The organism is Nocardia iowensis, assembly GCF_019222765.1.
GTDB lineage: Bacteria > Actinomycetota > Actinomycetes > Mycobacteriales > Mycobacteriaceae > Nocardia > Nocardia iowensis.
The window spans coordinates 7,017,822-7,040,665 of record NZ_CP078145.1; the positions used below are offsets into that span (position 1 = coordinate 7,017,822).

Sequence of the window (22,844 nt, forward strand, 5' to 3'; positions counted from 1 at the left end):
CTCCCTAACTGGGTGAATTACGTCTGCGCGCCGCGATCAAACGGTGACGAACAGGTAGAACGTGGGAATACCGATGCCGAGAAAGCCCAGGTTGTAGGCGATCATGCCCAGGCGCCGGGCCTGTAGCCATTGCCTGCGGAGCGGGCCCACATACAGCTGACTCACGTGCAAGGCGGTCGCGGGCAGCATCGTGAGCAAGGTCCACCACGGAAATTCGGTGCCTGCCACCAGCCAGACCGTCGCCGCCACGGATCCGATCACCAGCAAGACCATGGTGGTGGCGATCGTCGCGTGACTCGCCACGGTCGCCATGGTCTTCCTGCCGACCCGACGGTCGCCGGTGATGTCGTTGACGTTGGAGTAGCTGCTGACCATGACCATCCACAGTCCGAGCAGCACGCCCTGCAGGACGGCAGCGCTGGTCCACTCCTGTGCCACGGCGAGGAAGGGCGCGTACAGACCGCACGCGGTCGCCGCGAAGAGCAGTAGTTCGCCACCGCCCTGGTAATAACTGACGCGTAGCCCCGCCGAATATTGCAGGCTTAGTATCAGTCCCGCTGAATACAGGACATATGCCGCCAGCGGCGCATGCCAATCCAGTGCCCAGAATGCGGCTAGCCCAGCCAGAACAGCAACCGCGATTGCCGCGACCACGAACACAATGGCTTGACTTTCGGAAATCACACCACTCAGTAGCGGCTTCCGACGTATGTCCCTTTTGGTCTCGCCGTGTTGATAGTTTATCGCGTCGCTGCCGTTGCGGAATCCGACGATATCGTCGAGAGCGCACGTGGCCGCGACTATTCCGATCGAGCCGATCAAAAACGCGATCATGGCCAGAGTTGCGCCAGGACGGTCGCGTGCGCTACTGCTCAATAACAGCCAGGCGAGGGCCAAGCCGAAATAATGCTGAAAGACAGCGACCTTGGACAGGCGCACGAATCCGAGAACTGTTTCACGGACGGAGTGTCCGCCACTCGCTGGACGTATGGCAGCGACCGATACATCGGACATGTCGATCACCCCGAATCATTTGTTGCGGTAGACAACCGCATGCGCCATATCGACCAGTTCGTCGGACCAGTTCGGCTCCAGTGGCAGGTCGGAAATCGCCGTACAGCCTTTCTCGACCAGTTGCGCGATATGCGTTTCCACCTCGTCCCGAATACCGGAGTCGAGTAGGAGCTCGCCCAATCGCGCCGAACTCGCGGACGGGCTGGTCACCAGCTCGCGCACTGCGGGATCGCGTTGCATCGCCAGCGACACCAGCAGCGTCATCTTGTGCTGTTCGACATCGAGGCCCGCTGGCTTGCCGGTGGTCTCGGTGTCGCTGAAGATGTCGAGCAGGTCGTCGCGGAGCTGGAAGGCTTCGCCGATGGCGACGCCGTAGGTACGGAAGGCGGTGGCCAGCTCGGGCCGTCCCGCGATGATCGCGCCGATCACCAGCGGGCGGTGAATGGTGTAGTGCCCCGACTTGACCACCGCGATCTGCCTGGACAGTTCCGGGTCACAAGCGAACTCGGCCGCGGCAATGACATCGAGATGCTGACCGATGATCAGCTCGGCACGTAGTTCGCCCCAGGCCCGATTCACCGTCGGCGCCGCCGCGGCCATGAAATCGTCGGCGTAGATGAGCGCGAGATCGCCGGCCAGGATCGCCACACTTTCCCCGTACCGGCGCGACTCCCCTTGCCAGTGGTTGTCACGATGCACGGCGGCATGTTCGGCGTGCACGGTCGGCGCACCGCGCCTGCGCACCGACGCGTCCATCACGTCATCGTGAATCAGTGCGCAGGTATGCAACATCTCCAGCGCTATTGCCGCGGAAATGATCGCGGGGTCTTCGGGTTCACCACCTGCGGCCAGATAACCACTGACGCAGAATGCGGGCCGAATACGCTTACCACCGGCCCGGATGAGGTCGGCTATTGCATCGACCGGTATCGCCGCGTTGGCGCCGAGCGCGGACCAGCGGTCGTGCTCATTGACCAGGAATTTATCAATTACTTGTTCCGCCTGCTCCAGTATCCGAGTTCGGGTCTGCCGCACCGAATCGCGCGAGCTTGTCATGTGAACGGTCACCATGTCACCCATATCCACTTAGACGGGATGGCCGCCTGATAATGAGATGCACTATTCCCCGGCTACATCATCCGCGCACGGCACGGAAGCCCCGGAAAACTGGGGCAGCCACTCTTGTAGCTCAGATGGGAAGAAGGATAGTGCGACCTGCACCAGGGCAGCACTGCTGCTCCTCAAGCATGACAGATGTCGGGATCAGAACCCAACACCTTCGGGATGTGACCCCCATCACATCGACATCGGAGCCGACGTACTTGATATGGTTGTGATTGCGCAGGCTCGTCGGGGAGCGCGCAAATCATCTGCAAACGCTACGGGGGTGACTCGATGGCCGGGGTAGTATTTGATTGCAGTTCGCAACGACATGGCATTAGGAATGCCATGAGTTTGCCAGGGTTGAAAATCTGCCGGAAATGTTTTGAGACAGCGCGGCGGAATATAGCGTCCGCACCTTCGCTGTATGACGCTTGTCGGCATGCGTTGCTGCCGGCGCCCCGTGCGGCATTGCCGGAGCGGATCCGAGGTGGTCGCGACAACGATCTCCCGCTACGGGAGTCCGCGCTGGAAGCGCGGCTGCAGCTTCAGAGTGTATTGGCATCGTGGGCCGACCTGGTAGTGGACGAGCGCTCGCTGCTTGCCCGGCCGGAGCGAACCATCCAGAACCTCGCGCACTTCATCGGCAACCATCTGATCTGGCTCGCCGGGCACTTCGCGGGCGCCGATTTCGCCGATGAGCTCGACGAGGCCGTGCTGGCCGGTCAGCGGGCGGTCGACTTCGTGGCGGCCAACGTCAAGCGCAACACCCGGCAGTGCCCGGTCGCCGAGTGCACCGGCACGCTGAGCGTGCAACTCGACGGCAATGACAGTGCGGGTCGCCCGGAGATACTGTGCACAGCGGGCCATCGACTGAGCGTCGACGAATCCGTGGTGCTGGAACAGCGCGGCCGAACCGCGGATCGGCCTGCGCGCCCGCCGCGCACCGTCACCACGCAAGTTGCCGCGCTCACCATCGGAGTCTCCGAAGACACCATCCGTCAATGGGTTCGGCGCGGCAAGATCACCCGCTACGGCACACCGCAACGCGCGGAGTTCGACGTCGCCGAATTGCTCCAGGTCGCCCAGGGACGGCGCAAGCGCGGGCCGAATCAAGACCGAGAAACCGGCGCTGCCTGACGATTTCGGCCGGGATGCGCCCGGCAGCGCTGCCGGGCGGGCGTCGGTCGGGCGGCTGCGGAAAATGGAGCTGCCGACCGCGCGGAGCGAATGCTACCGTCACGCGGTCCAGCCCAGCTATCAAGGCGGTCATCATGAAACGCGATCAGATCCAACCCTCTTTTTGAACGAACGAGCAAGCGCCGCAAGGGGTTCCCTCTAGCGAGTCGAAGGTCAAGCGCGGCACCCGCATCGTCGGCGCCGACACCGAGCTCATCGAAAAGCTCGGCGGCAAAGACCCATGCCCCTGCGGCTCCGGCCGCCGGTTTCCGCCGCTGCTGCCGCGCAACCGGCCGCTACGACGACACCCTCGGCCACTACTACATCCGCGACTGACACATCCTGGTCCCGCGTACTCGCGGGACCAGTAGTGCAGCAGGCGAACGGGTTCGACCAGAGCGCGCCGCCGATTTCTCGTCGCTAGTCGCCGAGCGGGTTGAGCAGGTCGGCCTTGCCCTCGAAGGCGAACAGCATCAGATCGGTCATCCGGAAGGTGTTCGAGTCGGGCCCGAACATGGGCCGCCACGCCGGTTCTCGGACGATCGAGGTACGGCTGCCCTCGATGGCGCGGTGGAAAACCTCGGCGACGATCCGGCCGCCAACGGCACCGAGCAGTCCGTTGTTGAACTCGGCCTCGCGCAGGATGTAGAACCACAGCGGGGTCGCGGTGGCGATGGCGTCTCGCTGTTCCTCGGTGAGCACATCGAGCCCGGCACCGTAGTACCCCTGCAGGATCTGCTCGGTGGTCAACGGTTCCACCCCGAAGAACTCCGCCATCTGCTGACCGCTGGCCAGCCGCACCATGTGTGCCCTGGTGAGGTTGCGGTAGGCGAGATTGCGCTGGATATCGGTGATCGTGGTGCCGCGCCCGCTGAAAGTGCCCGCTGGCAACTGGGTCAACGGGTTGACCAGCAGGGTGTCGATTCGTTTCGTCACGCTGCCGCCCCCGGTCGCGACCGGGGCTACCAGGTCGGGGCGGTCGGCCTCGGTGAAGTCGTAGAGCCTGCGGAAGTCGGCGATCCAGTTGGTCGGCAAGGTGATTACGGTTCCGGAGTTGGGATTGTCCAGGTCGGGAATCTGGGAACCGCTCTGGAAATTGCCGCTGACGCCACTGAAGGTGAACAACAGCAGCAGGCTGGCGTTCGGGCCGGGGCCGATGCTGTTGAACACCCGGTTCCACTCGTACCCGGCGCGAATCATGCTGTGCCCGACCCGATATGCCGCGACGGCGAACTCGATCGGCATGGTCGGCCGCAGGCCGTGCCCCGCGTGTCCCTGGCCGGGCGCCTCGAAGTATCGGCGGCCGTGCTGGAACACGTCGGTGACGATCGCCGGGTCGACGATGCGGGGCAGGTAGTCGGTGACCAACATCCACTGGTAGTGCCGGACCACCAGATCCCGGGCCGTTCTGAACAGCCGTCGCGCGCCCTTCAAGGCGAGTTCGGCCACCACCCTGTTGTGGAATCGGATGAACGCCAGATGGGTTTGCGCGACGGCGAGGTTCTCGTCGTTGCGGGTGTCCGGGATGAGCGGACGCCGCCGGTCCGCGACCGTGCCGCCGGTGCCGCCAAGCCGCGGCAGGTCGAAACCCTCCATCTCGACGTTCACCCGCTCGTCGGGGAAATTCGTCGGGGAGGTGGTGCCCACCTTGAGTGTCACGCCGTCCTCGGCGTAGAAGACCCGGTCGTTCGGGTCCATCGGGCCTCTGCCGTACAGCGAGTCCAGATCGAGAGCGGGCGACCGGCCCTGCATCAGCTCGTCCAAGGTGACGTCTTCGCCGAGCTGTGCCTCGGTCCGGTCCATCGTCAGGTCGTGGTCGACGAACTGGCCGAGGTAGGTGAACCCCGCCGGGACGGTCGGCTGCGCCGAATCCTGTTGGGGCACATCAGCGGTCATCGCGGCGGCCAGTGCTACCCTTGTCGCCTCGTCGGTCGGTACGCCGACCGGGCCGAGCCGCGAAAAGCGGAACCGGCGCAGTTCCTCGATGGTCAAGGGCTGCCGCGTCGTCGGACTACCGTCTCGATCGAACTCGAGCACTCCCTCGCCCACTACGAAGAAGCTGTCACTGCCGTGCCGTTTCATATGAACCTCCGGATGGTTCGAAAATGTGTCTCCGGACGAATGCCGGCATGGCAGTCGCCCCCCGTGTATAGAAATGTCCCCCACTGGAATGACGCGGTATCGACTGAGCGTCCGCGACGATCGGCCGACCTTACAAGGTCACGTAGGGCAGCCGACAGCGGCTGATGAACCACTGGTCAATGCCGCAACGAGCCCGGCAAGCAGTCCGGCCGCGCACTCCGCCGACCAGGTCGTACTATTGCCCCCGACCGGCGCTACGGAAAGATCGACATCGGCCGCGGCCGGGTTGGCACCGGCGAACACCGACCCCGCGATGAACGCAACGGCGATAATTGGATAAATCGTCTTGCGCACGAATTTCACCTCCCCCGGCCACCTCGCTGGAACGCTGGCAGGCCTCTTTCGGCTGGCCTCAATGCTAGCCGACCAGCCTTGCCGACCTGAGCCGTCAATTGTCGGGGCAGGACCGATAAGCCCTGGTCTAGGCCACTGCTGACGTCGCCGCGTGCCGCGACGGGGACCACCGTGGCGCAGGCCGCCAGGCCCGGGGTCACCACTCGCGTCTCCTTCAGTCGTTCTCGCCGCACGGCACCATGTTTCGTGCTAATTTCTTAGCGTGTCTAATATCAGTCGCCGCAACCCGCTCATGTCGGTGGCCGCTTTGGGACTTATCGCGGCGCTCACCGCAACAGCCTGTAACTCCGATTCCTCGACCAAGGACGATTCGAAATCCCCGTCCAGTTCCGTAAGTGTTTCGGCACAGGATAATACGAAACTTTTCCACGAAATATACAAGCAATTGGTGGAAACGGATACCACGCATTCCACCGGCAGCACGACGGTGGCCGCGAATGCGGTCAAGCAACGCCTGCTCGATGCGGGCTTCGCCGATTCCGATATTCAAATCTTCGAGCCGGTCGAGCGCAAGGGAAATCTGGTGCTCCGGTTCACCGGTTCGGGGCAGCGCAAACCCCTACTACTCTTGGGCCATCTCGATGTCGTCGAGGCCAAACGAGAGGACGGGTGGACCACCGATCCGAAGAAGCTCACCGAAGTGGACGGCTTCTACGCCGCCCGTGGTTCGATCGACGACAAAGCCATGGTGTCCGCCCTCGTCTCCGGTCTGATCCAGATGAAGCGCGAAGGCTTCAAGCCCAACCGCGACATCGTGCTTGCCCTGACCGCCGACGAGGAGGCCGGGAAGGACAATGGCGCAAAGTGGTTGATGGAGAACAAACTCGACCTGATGAGCGCCGAGTACGGGCTCAATGAGGGCGGACGGGCAGTTCTGGTCGACGGGAAGCCCGCTCTGCAAGGTGTGCAGGTGGCCGAAAAGACCTACGCCATCTATCAACTGGAAGCCAAGGCGCCCGGTGGGCACAGTTCGGTGCCGACGCCGGAAAACGCCATCTACACGCTCACGTCCGCGCTGAATCGCCTGGCCGCACACCGGTTCCCAGCATCGCTGAGCGATCCAACTCGTGACAATTTCGGCGCGCTGGCCGCCTCGCGCAGCGGGCAGGAAGCCGAAGACATGCGTGCGGTCGCCGCGGGCAATCCGAGCCCCGAAGCCTTGGACCGGCTTTCGGCAGTGCCCGAGTACAACGCCCAACTGCGGACCACCTGTGTGACCACCATGCTGAATGCGGGCGAAGCCGAAAACGCCTTGCCGCAAACGGCGAAGGCGACGGTCAACTGCCGAATTCTCCCCCAGGACAAACCGGAGGACATCGAAAAGCAGTTCCTGGCGGCGCTCGCCGCCGACGGCAAGCTGACCGTCACCCCCAAAGTGGACCCGGCAGGCGGCATCTCGCCCATCAACGGCGATGTCATGGCTGCTATCACAACGCTGACGAAGGAAATGTTCCCCACCGCCGCCGTGAGCTCCTTCATGTCCACCGGCGCGACGGACAGCAAATACGCTCGCAGCAAGGGGATTCCGATGTACGGGATCAGCGGCCTGTTCATGCAGTCCGCCGACGCCAACCGCATCCACGGCGTGAACGAACGAGCCCCGATCGCCGGACTCGAAGCCAGCCGCGAGTTCCTCTACCGTCTCGTCAAACAACTCTCCCAGTAGTTTCCGAACCAGCGACAAGCGCTCGAGGGACCGCCGCACCGTGGCGGTCCCTCGAACGCGTTCCGCCCAGCACTGAATGGCGGCACAGGCCGCAACCGTCAACGCTGCGATCACACCCTCACGGACCCGCGCCCAGACGGCGCCATTTCCCCCAGTTCGGTCAGCGAACCGAACGATCGACGTCGAATCTGCGCCGTGCCAGGCTGGCGGCGATCAATCGACAGTCGAAAGGGGCGGACGATGGCTAATCTGCATGGCGACTCCGAGGTCGCGGGCGTGGCGGCGGTGGCGGGAACGCACAAGGCCGATGGCGCCGGTGTCTTCGGTACCAGCGTGGCGGCATCCGGCGTGGTCGGCGAAGGCCGCGGCGACATCTTCCTCGCTGGCGCCGACTACGCTGGCCGTGGGTTCGTCCGCGTACTCGTCAGCCCGCGCTGAAATCGGGTGCGGCCATGGGCATCTACACGTTCACGCTGGAGCAGTTCCACATCGACAACACGCGTTCGCGCGACGACGACACCGACACCGTGCAGTTCGGGCTCGCCGCCGGAAAGCGGTCCTTCGGTTCGCAGTCCCACCACGCGGGCGACGTCGACAACGGTGACCACCATGTCGGACTGACCTTTTCCTCGGTCGTCCTGGCCGACGCGGCGACACCGGCGATCATCAGCTATCAGATCTACAACGGCGACACCGGAAGTATCGAGGGCGGTCTGGCCGCGATCAGCGATCGCCTCTCCGAAAAAGTGCTGGACTTCTTCATCGAGGCGGCACAACCGGGACACGAAGTCGTCGAAGTCAACTACCTCGGTGTCGGGCAGACCACACCGGAGAACTTCAATTCCGCGGATTTCACCGATGCGTCCTGGCTCGACTTCGCCCGGCTCATCCGTATCGCCACCTTCTTGTTCCCCAACTGCGACGGCTTCGTCGCGGTCGGCACGGTCGGCATGAACAAACTCGGCTGGGACCGCGCCATAGACAACGCGGGCGGCACCACGTTCCGCAAGACGATCCGCTACCCGGGCTCGGACTCGAATCCGGGCTGCGGCAGCAATTCCGACTACACCGTCACCTGGTCGGTGACCCGTAAGCGAGCCAACGGCCCGAGCTTGCGGAACTTCCTCCGCGAGCACGGACTGACACCGTCACCCGGTCTCCGTTCCCTCGCTTATGGCAACCCGGTCTCCATCCGCCAGCTCATGCACTGAGTCGGCGGATGGTCGGCGACGAGGATTCGCTACTTCACTTCCTCCAGGAAAGTGGCGATGAGTTTTCGTGCTTTCGGCGATCGGACGATATCGAAATGATCGGCCCCATCGATCAGTTCGACGGTCGACCCGCGCCAATGGGCATGCAGTTCCTCGGCGTTCGCCGGTGGCACGTAGTCGTCATTCGTCCCGTGGATGATCAGGCCCGGTACATCGACGGCCTTGACGACCTCAGACGGGGAGAACTCGGTCCATACGTTCGCACCGAGACGGCCTTCGATCTGGTCGGCCAGCTCTTGGAGCTGGTCGCTGTCGATCGGGAAGAAGTCGGCCATTTTGTCGACCAGGAATCGCATGGTCGCCGGTGACGAGATCGAGACGAATGCCTTGGCGCGCAGACCGTGAGCCCATGCCGACAGCGACCACAGGCTGCCCAGGGAATGGCCGACCACCGCGTGCAGCTCCGGGAACCGCTCGGCTATCGCGCGGATCACCGCGCGAACTTCGATCGGATCGGTGCTCTCACCGAGTGCTTCGCCGTGCGCGGGCGCGTCGAACAGCACCACCTGATAGTTCTGCTCCAGCAGATCCCCGGCGATGGCGGTCATACTTCCCAGATTGCTGCGGACGCCGTGCACGTGCAGAACGGTGGGGCCGCTGCCGCTTTGGTAGTACTTGTAGAACTTCCCGTCCACCTTGACGGTGTGCGATTGGCACCGATCGAGGAATTCCTTGGTGGCCGTGTCGTGCGGGAGCTTCGCGATCCGAAACCACTCCTTGACGAGGCGGCTCGTTTCGACGGTACGACTCATGCTGCGGGTCCTTCGCTGTAGAGCGCGTCGAGATACTCCTTCGCACGGCTCGGGAGAACGTACTCGCCGTCCTTCTCGATCCGGTCGTACAGGCGCTCGACACGCTCGTAGTGGTCATCGAGGTTCTGGTCCAACAGGTGGTATTCGCTCTTGTTGTACACACCGAACTGAAGGTCTGTCATCAGTCCGAACGGATTGATGTCATCGGTGTGGTTCTTGCCGAACACCATCCGGAGGAACTCGTCGATACTCTCGTAACCCAGCGTGGCGAGGAGGAATTCGAGCGAAGCCCGCTTGCGCCTGATCTGATAGGCCCGCTCTTCCGGGTCGACGATGAAATCGAGACCGCTGGTCATCCCCGGCGGGTAGTGCACCCGGTTGAAGCAGCGGAAATCGATGGTCAGCCGGTCCTTCGGCGAACTCGGCAGGGTTCCGTCGCCGTGGGCGCGGTAGTTGTCGAACACCAGCGCGTCGCCGACTCTGGAGTCGCAGTAGTAACCAGGCGAGGGCGTGTCCACGTACTTCTTCGCCCAGTACTTCGCCATCAGGAAGTCCCGCACGGTGGGCAGGTCGATTTCGGTGACCTTGCCTTCCAGGAACAGGTAGAGCGCCTTGTCGACCGCTGCCTTCTCGTCCGGATCCAAGCCGTACTCCAGCATCTTCCCGTAGACGAACTGCAGGTTCGGCGCCTCGACTTCGGCCTCTTCGAAAATTACGAAGGGCTGTCGGTCGAGCGGCGTCGGCGTCACCGCGGTGTGGAAGCTGCGGTACTCGGTGGGGAAACCGAGCTGCTTCTTCACCAGCGACGGAATCTGCAGTGCGATACCGCTGGCCGCGTGCGTGCCGTACGAGCGCTTGTTGGCGGTGACGACGAAGGCGTTGACCACCGCCGTCTCCACCTCGGGAAAGTGCTCGTAGACGATGTCCTGATTCAGGTCGTAGAAGCGCTTCGCCGAGGGAATGAACAGTACGCAGTTCTCGAACATCGTGGACAACGGGAAGTAGTTGCCGATCGACGCTTCCGCGTAGCTCTCCTGAATGATGGCCTGGCAGCGCAATTGCCGCGCCAGATTGTCGGCGAGACCGTCGTCCAGGTTCATCTGGACGACCTGAGTCGGCTGCGTCTCGGGATAGAAGCAACACGGGTTGAGTGCACGGTTCGGTGGTAGCCGGGCCGCGACGTCGGCGGCATCCACCGGGTATTTGTCCAGCACGGGCATCAGCTTCTCGGCGTGTGCGGCTGCCGAGGAGTGCAGGAAGGTACCGCTCTTCTGATAGGTGCCCGTCACGACCGGCTCGGTGGCTGGGCCCTCCTCCAGCGTTTCGTTCATGTCGATCCACTCTCCTAGGAATCCATTGGGGGTCTATACCGCGTCGATGCGGTCCACGTATTTCCGGACGAACTGCTCGTCGACCGGTGGCGACGGATAGCGGTCGCCGCCGAAGACGTGCTCGCCCACGGGCAAGCCCTCGAGCATGGCGGCCGCGCTCGCCTCGGTGAGGCCGTCCAGCACGGCGGCGATGCGGGCCAGCGAACTCGTCGGATTGGCAGTGGCGTAGGCCAGTGCCCGCTGCTGCCATTCGGCGAACGGCACGACCTCGACCCCGCCCACGGTGGCGCCGATCAGCTCGAAGAAGCTGTCGAAGCTCGGCGCGTGCGAGTTGATGAAGTCGTAGTCGTGGCCGGTGCGCGCCGGATCGTTCGTCACCACCTCGGCGATGGTTTGGCACAGGTAGTCGACGGGCAGCACCGCCGAGAGGTCGGCGTCGAGCGACGGGAAACTGCCCATCGCGATACCGCCGACGATCAGGTTGTGCAGGAAGTCGCCGCGGTCGAGCCGGAAGTGACCGGTGCCTGCCGAGGCGCCGACAAACGGCAAGCGGTAGACCGAGGCCTTGGCGCCGCGCCACCGCGCCGCCGCCACCATCCGCTCCGCCATCCACTTGGACGTGAGGTAGCCGTATTCCCGATCGTCCTCGGTGACCTCGTAACCCAGGTACTTGGGCAGCGTGGCGAAGGTGGAGATGAGATGCACCGCTTTGCCGCGACCGCGCGAGGCCAGGCGCAGAACTTCGTGCGCGCCAACCACATTGGGGCCGATGTAGTCCTCGAGCGGCCGCATCCAGTCCACCAGCGCGCCGGAGTGGCAGATGGCGTCGACCCGGTCCGCCAACTCATCGAAGATCCGCTCGCCCAACCCGAACAACGGTTGGGTCAGATCGCCGACCACCGGATTGAGCAGCGGCGCGTAGTCCGGCTTCCAGAGCCCATAGTTGTCGAGCGTGGTCACCAGCCGCCGCATCGCCTCGCCCGCGTCCTCGGCACGCACCAGGCAGTAGGCGACGATCTCCGATTCGAGCAGTTCGTGCAGGAGGAAGGCACCGACGAAGCCGGTGGCACCGGTGACGAACACCGATTCCGGCCGCGCCGCCACCTCGGCCGCATTGTCGAACCGCAGTGCCGGGTCGAGGCAGCCCTTTCGGACCGTCGCCATATCCAATCCTGAAGCGGCCGCCGATATTTCGGCGGTATCGATGGCCGCGACTTCCGGTTCCGTTGACCCGCCCACCTCCGCTTCCAGCAGCTTCGCCAGCAGGAACTGGGCGAGCGCCTTCAGGTTCGGATGATCGAACGCGATCTTGGCGGGCAGCGCGAGACCGGTGAGATCCGCCAACTGGTTGCGCATCAGCACCGCGGTCAGTGAGTCGATGCCGATGTCCTGCAAGGGCAGATCGACATCCACATCGTCCGGTGACGCGAATCCCAGTGTCTTCGCTATCTCCTCGCGGACCACGCCGAGTACGACGGCCGCGTGCTCCTCGGAAGCGGTTTCACTCAACAGCTTTCGCAGATCCGCGCCACCGCCGCCCCTGGCCCGGCCACCACCGCTACCGGTCAACAGCGAGCGGAGCAGCGGCGGTATGCCGCCGCGCTCCTCGAAGTAGTGCTGGAGCCGGTTCAGATCGAACGCGGCGGATACGGTCAGCGCCCGGCCGCCGCGCACCGCCAGCTCCAACAGCTCCAGGCCCTCTTCCGGCGCCAGCCGGTCCAGGCCGAGTTGGGCGAAGCGGACGCGATCGGTTTCGCTGAGCCCGGCCGCCATGCCCTCGCCTTCCCATGGCCCCCAGGCCACCGAGGTGGCCGGCAGGCCCTTGGCGCGGCGTAGCTGCGCCAGCGCGTCGAGGAATGCGTTGGCGGCGGCGTAATTTCCCTGCCCCGGTGCGCCCATGACGCTGGCGATGGAGGAGAACATCAGGAACAGGTCGAGTTCCATGTCCTGGGTCAGCTGGTGCAGATGCCAGGCGCCGTCCAGTTTGGGCAGGAAGACCGCGTCGAGCCGGTCCGGCGTCAAGGCCGACAGCGCGCCGTCGTCCAGCACGCCCGCCGCGTGAACCACGCCGCGCAGCGGGCGGTCCTCGTCGAACATGGCGATGACCGACTTGACGCTGTCGAGGTCCGCCGAATCACCGGCCACCACGGTGGCTTTCGCGCCGAGTTCGGCGAGTTCGGCGACCAGTGCGTCCGCACCGGGGGCGTCCGGGCCGCGGCGCGAGGTCAGCACCAGGTCGCGGACGCCGTGCGTGCTCACCAGCCAGGTGGCCACGCGACGGCCGAGATCACCGAGACCGCCGGAGATCAGCACCGCGCCGTCCGGCCGGACGAACTGCCGCTGCTCGACCCGGGTCAGCACCACCTTGCCGACGTGCCGCGCCTGAGCCATGAAGCGCAAGGCGTCGGAGGTGTTGGTCATCGGGAAGGTGCGCAGCGGAAGGGGTTTCAGCTTGCCCGCCGTGAACAGGTCGGCAATGGCAACGAGCATTTCGTGGATGCGGTCGGGTCCGGCCTCCGGAAGGTTGTAGACCGTGTAGGTCACACCGGGATGGTTCTCGTCGATCCAGGACTGTTCCCGCAGATCGATCTTGCCCATTTCCAGGAACCGGCCGCCGCTACCCAGCATGCCGAGGCTGGCGTCGATGAACTCGGTGGCCAGCGAGTTCAACACGATGTCGAAATCGCGGCCACCCGCGCCGAATTTTTCGACGAAACCCAGGTCACGCGACGAGGCGAGGTGGTCGTCGGCCAGTCCGAACTCGTGCAGCGCGGGCCACTTCGGCTCGCTGGCGGTGCCGTAGACCTCGGCGCCGTGCAACTGCGCCAGTTGCACCGCCGCCATGCCGACGCCACCGGCCGCGGAGTGGATCAGCACCCGCTCACCCGGCCGCATGCCGCCGAGCACATGCAGGCCGTACCACGCCGTGAGGAAGGTCATCGGGATGGTGGCGGCCTCTTCGAAGGTGAGGTGCTCCGGCATGCGCACCACTTGGCGGGCGTCGCTGACCACCTCGGAGGCGAAGGAACCACGGGTCAGACCCAGGACCGGATCACCGACCTTCAGGTCCTCGACGCCCGCGCCGACCTCGGTCACCACCCCGGCGAATTCCAGGCCGAAGGCCGGGATCTCCACCATGCCAAGGGCGTTGAGCACGTCGAGGAAGTTCACCCCGGCGGCCTTCACTTCGGCACGGATCTCGCTGTCGGCCAACGCCTGCACCGGCCTGGCTCGAACGGCCAACGGCTCGTCCAAGCGACCCTTGGCGGCGATCTCCAACTGCCAGCCACCCTCGGTCGGAATCGTCAGGTCACGGCCCGCGTCCACCCGCTGCAGCTGCGGCACGAGCACCTGCCCGTGGCGCAGCGCGCATTCCGGCTCGGCCGCCAGCATCAATGCCGGGCCGAGGTTCTTGCGGTCCGCCTCCTCGTCGCCCAGGTCGATCAGCCGCAGTGGCAGCTCCGGATGTTCGTTGCGGGCGGTGCGCATCAGGCCCCACAGCGGCCCGGCGCCCAGCCCGGAGACCCGGTCGTCGGCGCTGGTGCCCACCGCGTTACGGGTGACCCACACCAGCGGTGGCGCGAATCCGGACTCGGCCGCGGCCTGCAGCTGGGCCAGCGCCTTGGCGGCGAAGTCGTGCGCCTGGGACAACACGTCCGCGCCGGAATCCCACAGGCAGAGCAGGCCATCCAGCTCGTCGGCGTCGTCGAGTTCACGGACCTTGATCACCTGGATACCGGCCCGCGACAGCGTGGTCTTCACCTCCCTGGCCCAGGCCACGTCACCGGCCGGGGACAGCAGACCCCAGGAGCCGCCGAGCTCGACATTGTCGGTATCGACGGGACGCCAGTCGACATCGAACTGGAAACGGTCCACCCCGGCCTGCGCGAGCCGACGCAGCACCGCTCGGTCGACGCGCCTGGCGTGCAGCCGATGCAGCCTGCCGATGTTGTCGCCCTTGGCGTTGTAGATATCGAGGGAAGCCCAGAATTCACCGTCGCCGAGCTCGAAATCGGCTACCCGGACCCAGATTTCGGACAGACCCTGCTCCCGCAACGACAGCCGCTCGGCCTCGAACGGCACGAACAGATCGTCGCCGGTCTTCTTCTTCAGTCGCTGGGTCAGCAGCAGCGAGTGCATGGCCGAATCCAGCAGGGCCGGGTGCAGGCCGTAGCTGCCCGCGGACGGCTCGGCGCTGTCCGGCAAAGCCGCTCTGGCCCACACCTCCTCGCCGACGTGCCATGCCTGCTCGATGCACTGGAAGGTCGGGCCGTAGCCGTAACCGAGCGCGGCCAAATCGCTGTACACCGCGGACACATCGATGCGCTCGGCACCTCTCGGCGGCACGGCGACGGTGGCACCGGCGTCGATCTGGGCGGGGACGAGATTGCCTTCCGCGTGCAACTGCCATGCCCCGTCCTCACCCTCCGGCGAGCTGTAGACCTGCACCTGACGCGCGCCACCGGCCGCCGGACCGACGGTGACCTGCAGGCGAATCGGCATGCCGGAGTTGAGCACAAGGGGCGCGAACACGACGACATCCGCCACGTCCCACTCCCCCGCCGCGGCGGCATCGCCCGCGGCGCGCATGGCTTCGAAGAACGCGGTGCCCGGCATGAGCACGGCGCCCATCACCTTGTGCTCCTGCACCCACACCGGCTCGTCCGCCGCGACCATGGTGGTGTAGACGAACATCTCGGTGCCCGCGATCCGGACGCCACCGCCGAGCAGCGGATGGCCGGTGTCGTTCAGACCGGCCCCGATTTCCCGGACGGGCGGCGGCTCGAACCAGAAGCGCTCCCGTTGGAAGGCGTAGGTGGGCAAGGCAACCCGTTCGCCGCCGAACGGCTCGAAGTAGCCGTGCCAATCGATCGGCACGTCCAGCACATGCAACTCGGCGATGCTGCGTTGCACGACCGCCGCGCCGTCCTTGCCCGGAACGAGCGAGGGCACCCAGGCCAGCGACTTCTCGTCGGCCAGACACGCAGCGCCCATGCCGGACAGCACCGGTTGCGGCCCCAGCTCCAGGAAGGTGTTCACGCCGTTCTTGTGCAGCGTGCGGATGCCGTCGGCGAAACGAACGGCGCGGCGCGCCTGGCGAATCCAGTAGTCGGGTCGCTCCAGTTCGCCGGGCTCGGCCAGCTCGCCGGTCAAGCTGCTGACGATCGTCAGCTGCGGCGGATTGAACCGCACCGTCTCGGCCACCGCCTGGAAGGCCGCGAGCATGCCGTCCATGTGATGCGAGTGGAAGGCGTGGGACACCGTGAGTTCCTTGGCCTTTCGGCCCTGCGCGACGAAATGTGCTGTCACGCGCTCGACGGCGTCGGCGTCACCGGATACGACGGTCTGCGTCGGCGCGTTGAGGCCCGCGATATCGAGCTTGCCCGCGAGACCCAATTCCTCGATGGCCGTTGCCACTTCGGCGCCGTCGGCTTCCAGCGAGGCCATGGCGCCACCGCTGGGCATGGCCTGCATCAACCGGCCGCGCGCCGCCACCAGTCGACAAGCATCGGACAGGTCGAAGATGCCGGCGACATGGGCGGCCGCGAGCTCGCCGATGCTGTGGCCGAGTACCAGTTCCGGCCGCACACCCCAGCTCTGCCACAACCGCCACAACGCCACTTCCACGGCGAACAAGGCCGGTTGGGTGAAGTCGGTGCGATGCAGCAACGCGGCGTCGTCGCTGTCCGGATCGGCCCACATCACGTCGAGCAGCGGCCGTTCCAGCTCGGTGAACTGCTCCGCGATCTCCCGCAACGCCTCGCGGAAAACGGGATACACCTCGGCGACGTCCTTGCCCATGCCGGGCAGCTGACTGCCCTGGCCGGTGAAGAGCATGGCCACCCGGGGTTCCTCGGCATGGTCGCCGGTTCGGATCGCGCCGACCGGCGACTCGCCCGTCCGGGCGAAGGAGGCCAGTTTGTCCAGCAGTTCGGCCTTGTCCTTGGCCATCAGCACCAGCCGCCTGCGGAAATGGCTGCGGGTGGTCGCCAGCGAACGAGCCACGTCGCCGAGGCGGTCCTGGATGTTCATGCCCAGGTGCCGGTGCAGGTTCTCGGCCTGCGCGCGCAGGGCCGCTTCGGTGTAGCCGGACACCAGGAACGGCACCTTGAACGGCAACGGAGCCGACGGCCGCTCTTCGACGACTCGCTTCGGCGGTTCCTCGACGATCACGTGCGCATTGGTGCCGCCGATGCCGAAGGAACTGACACCGGCGCGGCGCGGCCGGTCCTTCGGCAACCACGGCTGTTCCTGTCGTACCAACGCCATTTGGGCGTTCTCCCAGTCCACCGCCGGGGTGGGTTCGGTGACGTGCAGGGTGCGGGGCAGCATGTCGTGCTGCATGGCCAGTACGGCCTTCATCACCCCGGCCAGTCCGGCGGCCGCCTGGGTATGGCCGAGATTGGACTTGGCCGAACCGACCCACAGCGGCTCCTCCGCCGAGTGGCTGCCGCCGAAAACCTCCGCGAGCGCGGTGCCTTCGATGGGATCACCGAGCTTGGTGCCGGTGCCGTGCGCCTCCAAGTAGTCGATATCGCTGGGCTGCAATCCCGATGCGGCCAGGGCCGCGCGAATGACCCGCTTCTGCGCGGGCCCACTCGGGGTGGTCAGGCTGGCGCTGTGGCCGTCATGGTTGACGGCGGTACCGCGCAGCACGGCCAGGATCGGATCGCCGTCGCGCTTGGCGTCCGACAACCGCTTGAGGACCACCCCCGCGGCGCCCTCGCTCCAGCCGGTGCCCTCGGTGTCGGCCGAGAAGGACCGGCAGCGCCCGTCCGGCGACATGCCGCGCAGCCGACTGAATTCGACGTGCAGCTCGGGCGAGAGCATCAGGCTGACCCCGATCGAGACCGCCAGGTCACACTCGCCCTGCCGCAACGCATTAGCCGCCAGGTGCGTGGTGACCAGCGACGAGGAGCAGGCCGTGTCCAGGGTCAGCGTCGGTCCCTCGAGGCCGAACACGTAGGACACCCGGCCGGACATGGTGCCGCCCGCCGAGCCGGGACCCACGTACCCGTCCAGATCGGCCAGGCCACCGGCGAGGGTCAGACCGTATTCGTGATAGGCCGAGCTCTTGCCGACACCGACGAACGCACCGGTCTGGCTGCCGCGCAATCGCTCCATGGTGTAGCCCGCGCGTTCGAACGCTTCCCAGCAGGTTTCCAGCGCCATCCGCTGCATCGGATCGAGCGATCGGGCCTCGCGCGGCGAGATACCGAAGAACGGCGCGTCGAACAGGTCGATCGGCGTGACGAAACCGCCGCTGCGACAGTACGACTTGCCACGTGCCTCCGGGTCCGCGTCGTACAGTGCGTCGGCGTCCCAGCGGTCCTTCGGTACGTCGATGATGCCGTCGCCACCGCGCTCGAGCAGTTCCCAATATTCTTCCGGCGTAGTCACCCCGCCGGGGAGCCTGCATGCCATGGAGATGATGGCGATGTCGTCGTCGTAGGCGGCGCGGCGGCTCGCGGGGATGATTTCCTGACCGGTCTTCTTGGTACCGGCCAGGTCCGCGGCCAGCGACTTGACGGTGAAGTGCTCGAACAGTTTGGCCGAGGACACCGGCCGCCCCAGCAGCTTCTCCAGTTCCGTCTGCACGCGGACGGCACGCAATGAGTCGCCGCCGATCTCGAAGAAGTTCTCGTTGATGCCGATGCGGTCGTGGCCGAGCACCGCCGACCAGACGGTCAGGATGTCGCGCTCCAGCTCGGTGGCGGGCTTGGCGGTGACTTCGATCCCCGCCACCGGGTCCGGCAGCGCCTTGCGGTCGATCTTGCCGTTGGGTGTCAGCGGGAGCTCGTCCAGTTCGACGAAGAACGCGGGCACCATGTAGGCCGGTAGGCGTTCCGCAAGCCACGGGCGCAGCACGCGGGCGAGGGCGGGCTTGGCGGGTTCGCCGATTACCGGGACGTTCGCGTACCCGGCCAGCGCCGTGCGGTCCATGGGCGCGGCGGGCCGGAGGCTGAGGTCCGGGTTCGCACCGGGGCGCCAGAACAGCGCGTCCATGCGCCATTTGTCGCCAGAACGATTGGGCAGCAACGCCATTTCCAGGCCTGCGTCGGCGGCGAGACCCGCGAGATCCTGCGGATCGACCCAGGATGTCGGGGCCTCGGTCGCCGCATCGAGGGCCGCCGCCACCCGGCCGTGCACCTCGCGCAGCCTGCCGTTGGGAATATCGTTCAGGCGGAGCGCGGTGTCGTCGACGGCGTCCAGCTGGTCGCGCAACGCGGCCACCTCGAGCTTGTCTGCCAGCCAATTCCGCTCAGCCACCGGGGTATCGGTGTTCGATTGGTCTCCGATGTGCAGGGTGACGTCGAAGCGGTAGCGGGTCATCTCGTTGACGTACCGGCCGTCGCGCAATGTGACATCGACGCGGGTGATCCGCGGGAACAGGCTCGGCAGGTCGGCGAAGAACTCGGGCGAAATCACCAACTCGCGCTCCGACCGCATGGCGTGCGCCGCGCGCTCGGCCAGTTCCGCGGGCGAGATTCGGCCGTCGGTGCGGAAGTGGATCACGTCGGCGTGAAAGATTTCCAGCAGCGATAGGTCACGCAGGTCCCCGAGGAATACCCGCCCCTTGTCCACGGCTTTTGTCGCCCATTCGAGCACCGAGGTCAGGTAATCGATGCTGGGGAAGTATTGGGCCACCGAGTTGACGATGACGGTGTCGAAGGCTCCCTCGACCACCTCGGGCAGTGCGTGCGCCGGGCGATGCTCGCAGATGACATGCGGCAATGACGCGAGGTGCCCGCGGGTGATCTGCACGGCCCGCTTCGAGGCGTCCACCGCATGGTAGGCGCCGCAGTGCGGCGCGATGCCGAACAGCATCAGCCCACTGCCGGAACCGATTTCGAACACGCGCTCCGGCGAGTACGACAGGATCCGCCGGACCGAACTCATCTGCCAGTCGCGCATCTCGCTATTGGCGAACGGCAGGCCGTCGTAGCTGTTGTGCCAACCGGCCAGGTTGAAGGTGGCGTCGTCCGCCTCGGTCTCGTACGCGCGATCCCACGCGCCTGCCCACTCGGCGAGGGCGGCGCTGTCGAGCTTGTCGGCTGGCTCGGCCGAGTCCCGCATGCAGTAGGCGACCAGCTGCTCGTTACGGCCGACAACCACCGCACGGGAGACGTCCTGGTGGTCGGTGATGGCCGATTCGATATCGCCGAGCTCGATCCGATAGCCCCGCAGCTTGACCTGGCCATCGTCGCGCCCCAGCACGCTCAGCTGCCCCGGCGCGAGGAAACGCGCCAAATCGCCTGTGCGGTAGAGAGTTCCGGCTTGGAAGGGGTTGTCGAGGAAACGGGACCGCGTGTGCTCGGGGTCCTTGTGGTAACCGCGCGCTACTCCGGCGCCACCGATGTACAGCTCACCGGGGAAGCCGAGCGGCACCGGCGACAGATCCGAACCGAGTACGTAGAGCTGGGTGTTGGCGATGGGGCTACCGATGACGACCTGGTCACCTTCGCGGACCCGCCAGACGCTCGACCACACGGTGGTCTCGGTGGGGCCGTACATATTCCACACCGAGTCGCCGCAGGCGAGCAGGCGATCGGCCAGCCGACGCGGCAGCGCTTCACCGCCGCACAGGATCTTGGCCAGTCGCGGTTCGCCGCCCCACCCGGAATCCAACAGCAACTGCCAGGTGGCGGGCGTGCCCTGCATCATGGTGATCCGGTGGCGCTTCAGCAAACCGAGCAGTGCGCCCGCGTCGACGGTTTCGTGAGCCTGCGCGATGACTGTCGTCGCGCCACAGAGCAAGGGCAGGAACAGCTCCAGTACCGCGATGTCGAAGGAAATGGTGGTGACCGCGAGCAGCCGGTCCGTCTCGTCGCAACCCGGTCGGTGCCGCATCGAGGACAGGAAATTGCCCAGTGCGCCGTGGCTGATTTCGACGCCCTTGGGGCTCCCGGTCGAACCGGAGGTGTAGATGACGTACGCGAGATCGTCAGCCGGGACGTCGATTTCGAGATTGTCGGTGCTTGCGGCGGCACCGTCGCCGCGTGCTTCGTCGACGCTCAGGCAGCGGGATGCCCAGGCCGATAGATTTTCCGGCATGGTGGCCGGGGTGATGATCAGCTTCGGATCGGCATCGGCGATCATCTGCCGGATCCGCCCCGCGGGAAAGTTCGGGTCGATCGGCACATAGGCGGCGCCCGTCTTGAGCACCGCCAACAGCACGACGACGAGGTCGATGGAGCGGTCGATGGCCACGCCGACCAGGTCGCCGCGGCCGACGCCGCGAGCCACCAGGACGTGGGCGAGACGGTTCGCGTCCGCGTTCAGGTCTCGGTAGGTCAGTTCGGTGTCGGCGCAGATCAGCGCCACATTGCCGGGGTGCAGGTCGGTGGCGCGTTCGTAGAGCTGATGCAGGCGATGACCCAGCGTGGTGTCGTCACCGGTGGCGTTGAATTCCTCGACCAGCGTGTGACGTTCGCGCGCCGAGACGACATCCACGGTCCCCAAGGTGTCACGTGCGATGGCAGGGAGTCGGTCGCACCAGTCGCTGAATTGCTCAGCCAGTCGCGCGACGTCGTGACGAGAGACGCGCTTGGCGTCGTAGCGAAACTCGACCGTTTCGCCGTCGTCTTGTACAGCCAGCTCCAAGACCGGCTGGTAACCGTCACCGGTGGACACCGCGCTGCCCAAGGAGATCGCCACGTCCGGCGCCAGTTCGCCACTGTGCCACAGCTTTCTGAGTACTTCATCGCGACCGAACCCATCGCGACGAAGCCATGCTCTTTCCTGGCCGATAGTGAACTCCCGCCCGACTGCCCGCAGATTTTCCGCAGTCGACCTCGCCGCGTCGAGGTGCGCTCGTAGCGGAAGCCACGCGGCGAACAAGTCGCGATAGTCCGCCTCGACGCTGTCGCGCGGCGCCGCCACCGCGATATGGATATCCGGCTCGCCGGTGGCCCGGCCCAGGAATGTGCACAAGGCACCGGCGAGGTGGGACGCCGCGGCCACCCCCTCTTCCATCCGGCACCGCACGGTGACCGGACCGGCATCCTGTTCACCGGTTTCGGGCGCGGTGTAGTGGAGGCGGTATGGATGACCTCCCGTCAAATGCTCGCGCCAGTAGGCAGCGGCCTTCGACGCGGCAGTACCTGCCGTCGTGATCCGCGTCGCGACGCTGTCGTCGGGAGTGGTGAGAATGGTGCCGGGGCGAACGCCGTAGTCCGTGGCAATGCTGCCGACGGTGAGCGCTTCGCCTTCCAAGGTGCTCACGCGGGTCAGCTGAACGGTGCCGGAGCCGGTGCCGACCCGCAAGCCCGAGACGTCATCGCAGGCGACGACCTCGCCGGGCGCAGCGTCGGTCGCGGCACCGGCGTGCGCTTCACGGACGGCGATGAAGTGACCGTCGACGTTTATCTTTGGCCATACCAAGGGACTACCGAACGGGCCGTAATCCGCGGCGCGGACCATGGCGACGATATCGTCGGTGTCGCGCCGCAAGTCGATGAGGCCTTCGGCGGGAAATTGGGTGTGCCGGGAGAAGTACCGGCGCGCCGAAAGGTCCTGCGGGGTGGCGGTTTCGCGGCCCTCGGCGAGCTCGTCGATCAGCTCGGCCAAGCTGGCGACGGCCGCTTCGTCGCATTTCAAGCCAAGCGACAGCGCCGTCTCATCGGACGCCATCGGCACCGGCACGCGCCGGAGCACGTCGCCGCCGTCGACCATACCGCCGATCCGGTGCCAGGTGATGGCGTAGTCGCGCACGCGGTGGGCGATGGCCCAGGATGGCGCGTACAGGCCGGAGTACTCGGGCAGCGGGCCGTAATGGTAATTGATGCTCATGCGCTTCGCGCAGTTCAGCAACGCCTCCGGAACAATCGCGTAGTTCCCGATGCTGAAGAGCAGGTCGCACTGCCATTGCCCGGCAATTTTCACTGCCTCATCGAGTGGGTGACTCGGAATTCCCGCTTTGATGGCCCAGGCTCGCGCGGTAGCATCACCGGTTACCACCGCCCTTATTCGGTGTCCTTTCGCCAGGAGCACTTCGCCGCAACGAGCGAGCACATTACCGTCACCGATCAAA

General features: G+C 65.7%; 12 protein-coding genes. 5 read left to right on the plus strand and 7 right to left on the minus strand.

Annotation, left to right across the window (positions count from 1 at the left end; all coding sequences use genetic code 11):
- Positions 1-36: 36 nt before the first annotated feature.
- Positions 37-1,014 carry a UbiA family prenyltransferase gene (locus KV110_RS32295; protein WP_246634814.1) on the minus strand — a complete coding sequence of 326 codons (978 nt, stop codon included), beginning with the start codon at positions 1,012-1,014 and terminating at the stop codon, positions 37-39.
- Positions 1,015-1,029: 15 nt separating this feature from the next.
- Positions 1,030-2,070: a polyprenyl synthetase family protein gene (locus KV110_RS32300; RefSeq protein ID WP_246634124.1), complete on the minus strand. Its 1,041-nt coding sequence runs from the start codon at positions 2,068-2,070 to the stop codon at positions 1,030-1,032.
- A 603-nt stretch (positions 2,071-2,673) separates the two neighbouring features.
- Between KV110_RS32300 and KV110_RS32305 the strand changes: the two genes are divergently transcribed.
- Together KV110_RS32305 and KV110_RS42130 are read left to right on the plus strand one after the other, a co-directional pair.
- The gene (locus KV110_RS32305; protein ID WP_218470948.1) at positions 2,674-3,255 is read left to right on the plus strand and encodes a helix-turn-helix domain-containing protein; all 582 of its coding nucleotides are present in this window, start codon (positions 2,674-2,676) and stop codon (positions 3,253-3,255) included.
- A gap of 254 nt (positions 3,256-3,509) precedes the next feature.
- Entirely contained in the window at positions 3,510-3,665 is a 156-nt protein-coding gene (locus KV110_RS42130; protein WP_357939901.1) for an SEC-C metal-binding domain-containing protein, read from the plus strand.
- A 49-nt stretch (positions 3,666-3,714) separates the two neighbouring features.
- On the opposite strand, the gene KV110_RS32315 is transcribed toward KV110_RS42130, so the two are convergent.
- Complete coding sequence (locus KV110_RS32315) at positions 3,715-5,376, minus strand: peroxidase family protein (RefSeq protein WP_218470949.1); 1,662 nt, start codon at positions 5,374-5,376, stop codon at positions 3,715-3,717.
- Positions 5,377-5,514: 138 nt separating this feature from the next.
- Positions 5,515-5,730 (minus strand): hypothetical protein, encoded by a 216-nt coding sequence (locus KV110_RS32320; protein WP_218470950.1) that lies wholly within the window; start codon positions 5,728-5,730, stop codon positions 5,515-5,517.
- Between the two features lie 292 nt (positions 5,731-6,022).
- Here KV110_RS32320 and KV110_RS32325 point away from each other — a divergent pair, with 292 nt between their 5' ends.
- From KV110_RS32325 to KV110_RS32335, 3 genes are all read left to right on the plus strand, one after another.
- Positions 6,023-7,456, plus strand: coding sequence for a M20/M25/M40 family metallo-hydrolase (locus tag KV110_RS32325; RefSeq protein WP_246634125.1), 1,434 nt, complete (start codon positions 6,023-6,025; stop codon positions 7,454-7,456).
- A 240-nt stretch (positions 7,457-7,696) separates the two neighbouring features.
- Positions 7,697-7,894: a hypothetical protein gene (locus tag KV110_RS32330; protein ID WP_218470951.1), complete on the plus strand. Its 198-nt coding sequence runs from the start codon at positions 7,697-7,699 to the stop codon at positions 7,892-7,894.
- Positions 7,895-7,908: 14 nt separating this feature from the next.
- Positions 7,909-8,667, plus strand: a complete 759-nt coding sequence (locus tag KV110_RS32335; protein WP_218470952.1) for a hypothetical protein — start codon at positions 7,909-7,911, stop codon at positions 8,665-8,667.
- A gap of 29 nt (positions 8,668-8,696) precedes the next feature.
- On the opposite strand, the gene KV110_RS32340 is transcribed toward KV110_RS32335, so the two are convergent.
- From KV110_RS32340 to KV110_RS32350, 3 genes are read right to left on the minus strand one after another with little or no spacing between them, the layout of a single operon-like run.
- The gene (locus tag KV110_RS32340; protein WP_218470953.1) at positions 8,697-9,479 is read right to left on the minus strand and encodes an alpha/beta fold hydrolase; all 783 of its coding nucleotides are present in this window, start codon (positions 9,477-9,479) and stop codon (positions 8,697-8,699) included.
- Positions 9,476-10,810 (minus strand): hypothetical protein, encoded by a 1,335-nt coding sequence (locus tag KV110_RS32345; protein ID WP_218470954.1) that lies wholly within the window; start codon positions 10,808-10,810, stop codon positions 9,476-9,478. The genes KV110_RS32340 and KV110_RS32345 overlap by 4 nt, the downstream gene beginning before the upstream one ends.
- A 33-nt stretch (positions 10,811-10,843) precedes the next feature.
- Entirely contained in the window at positions 10,844-22,696 is an 11,853-nt protein-coding gene (locus KV110_RS32350) for a polyketide synthase (protein ID WP_218470955.1), read from the minus strand.
- Positions 22,697-22,844: the final 148 nt, after the last annotated feature.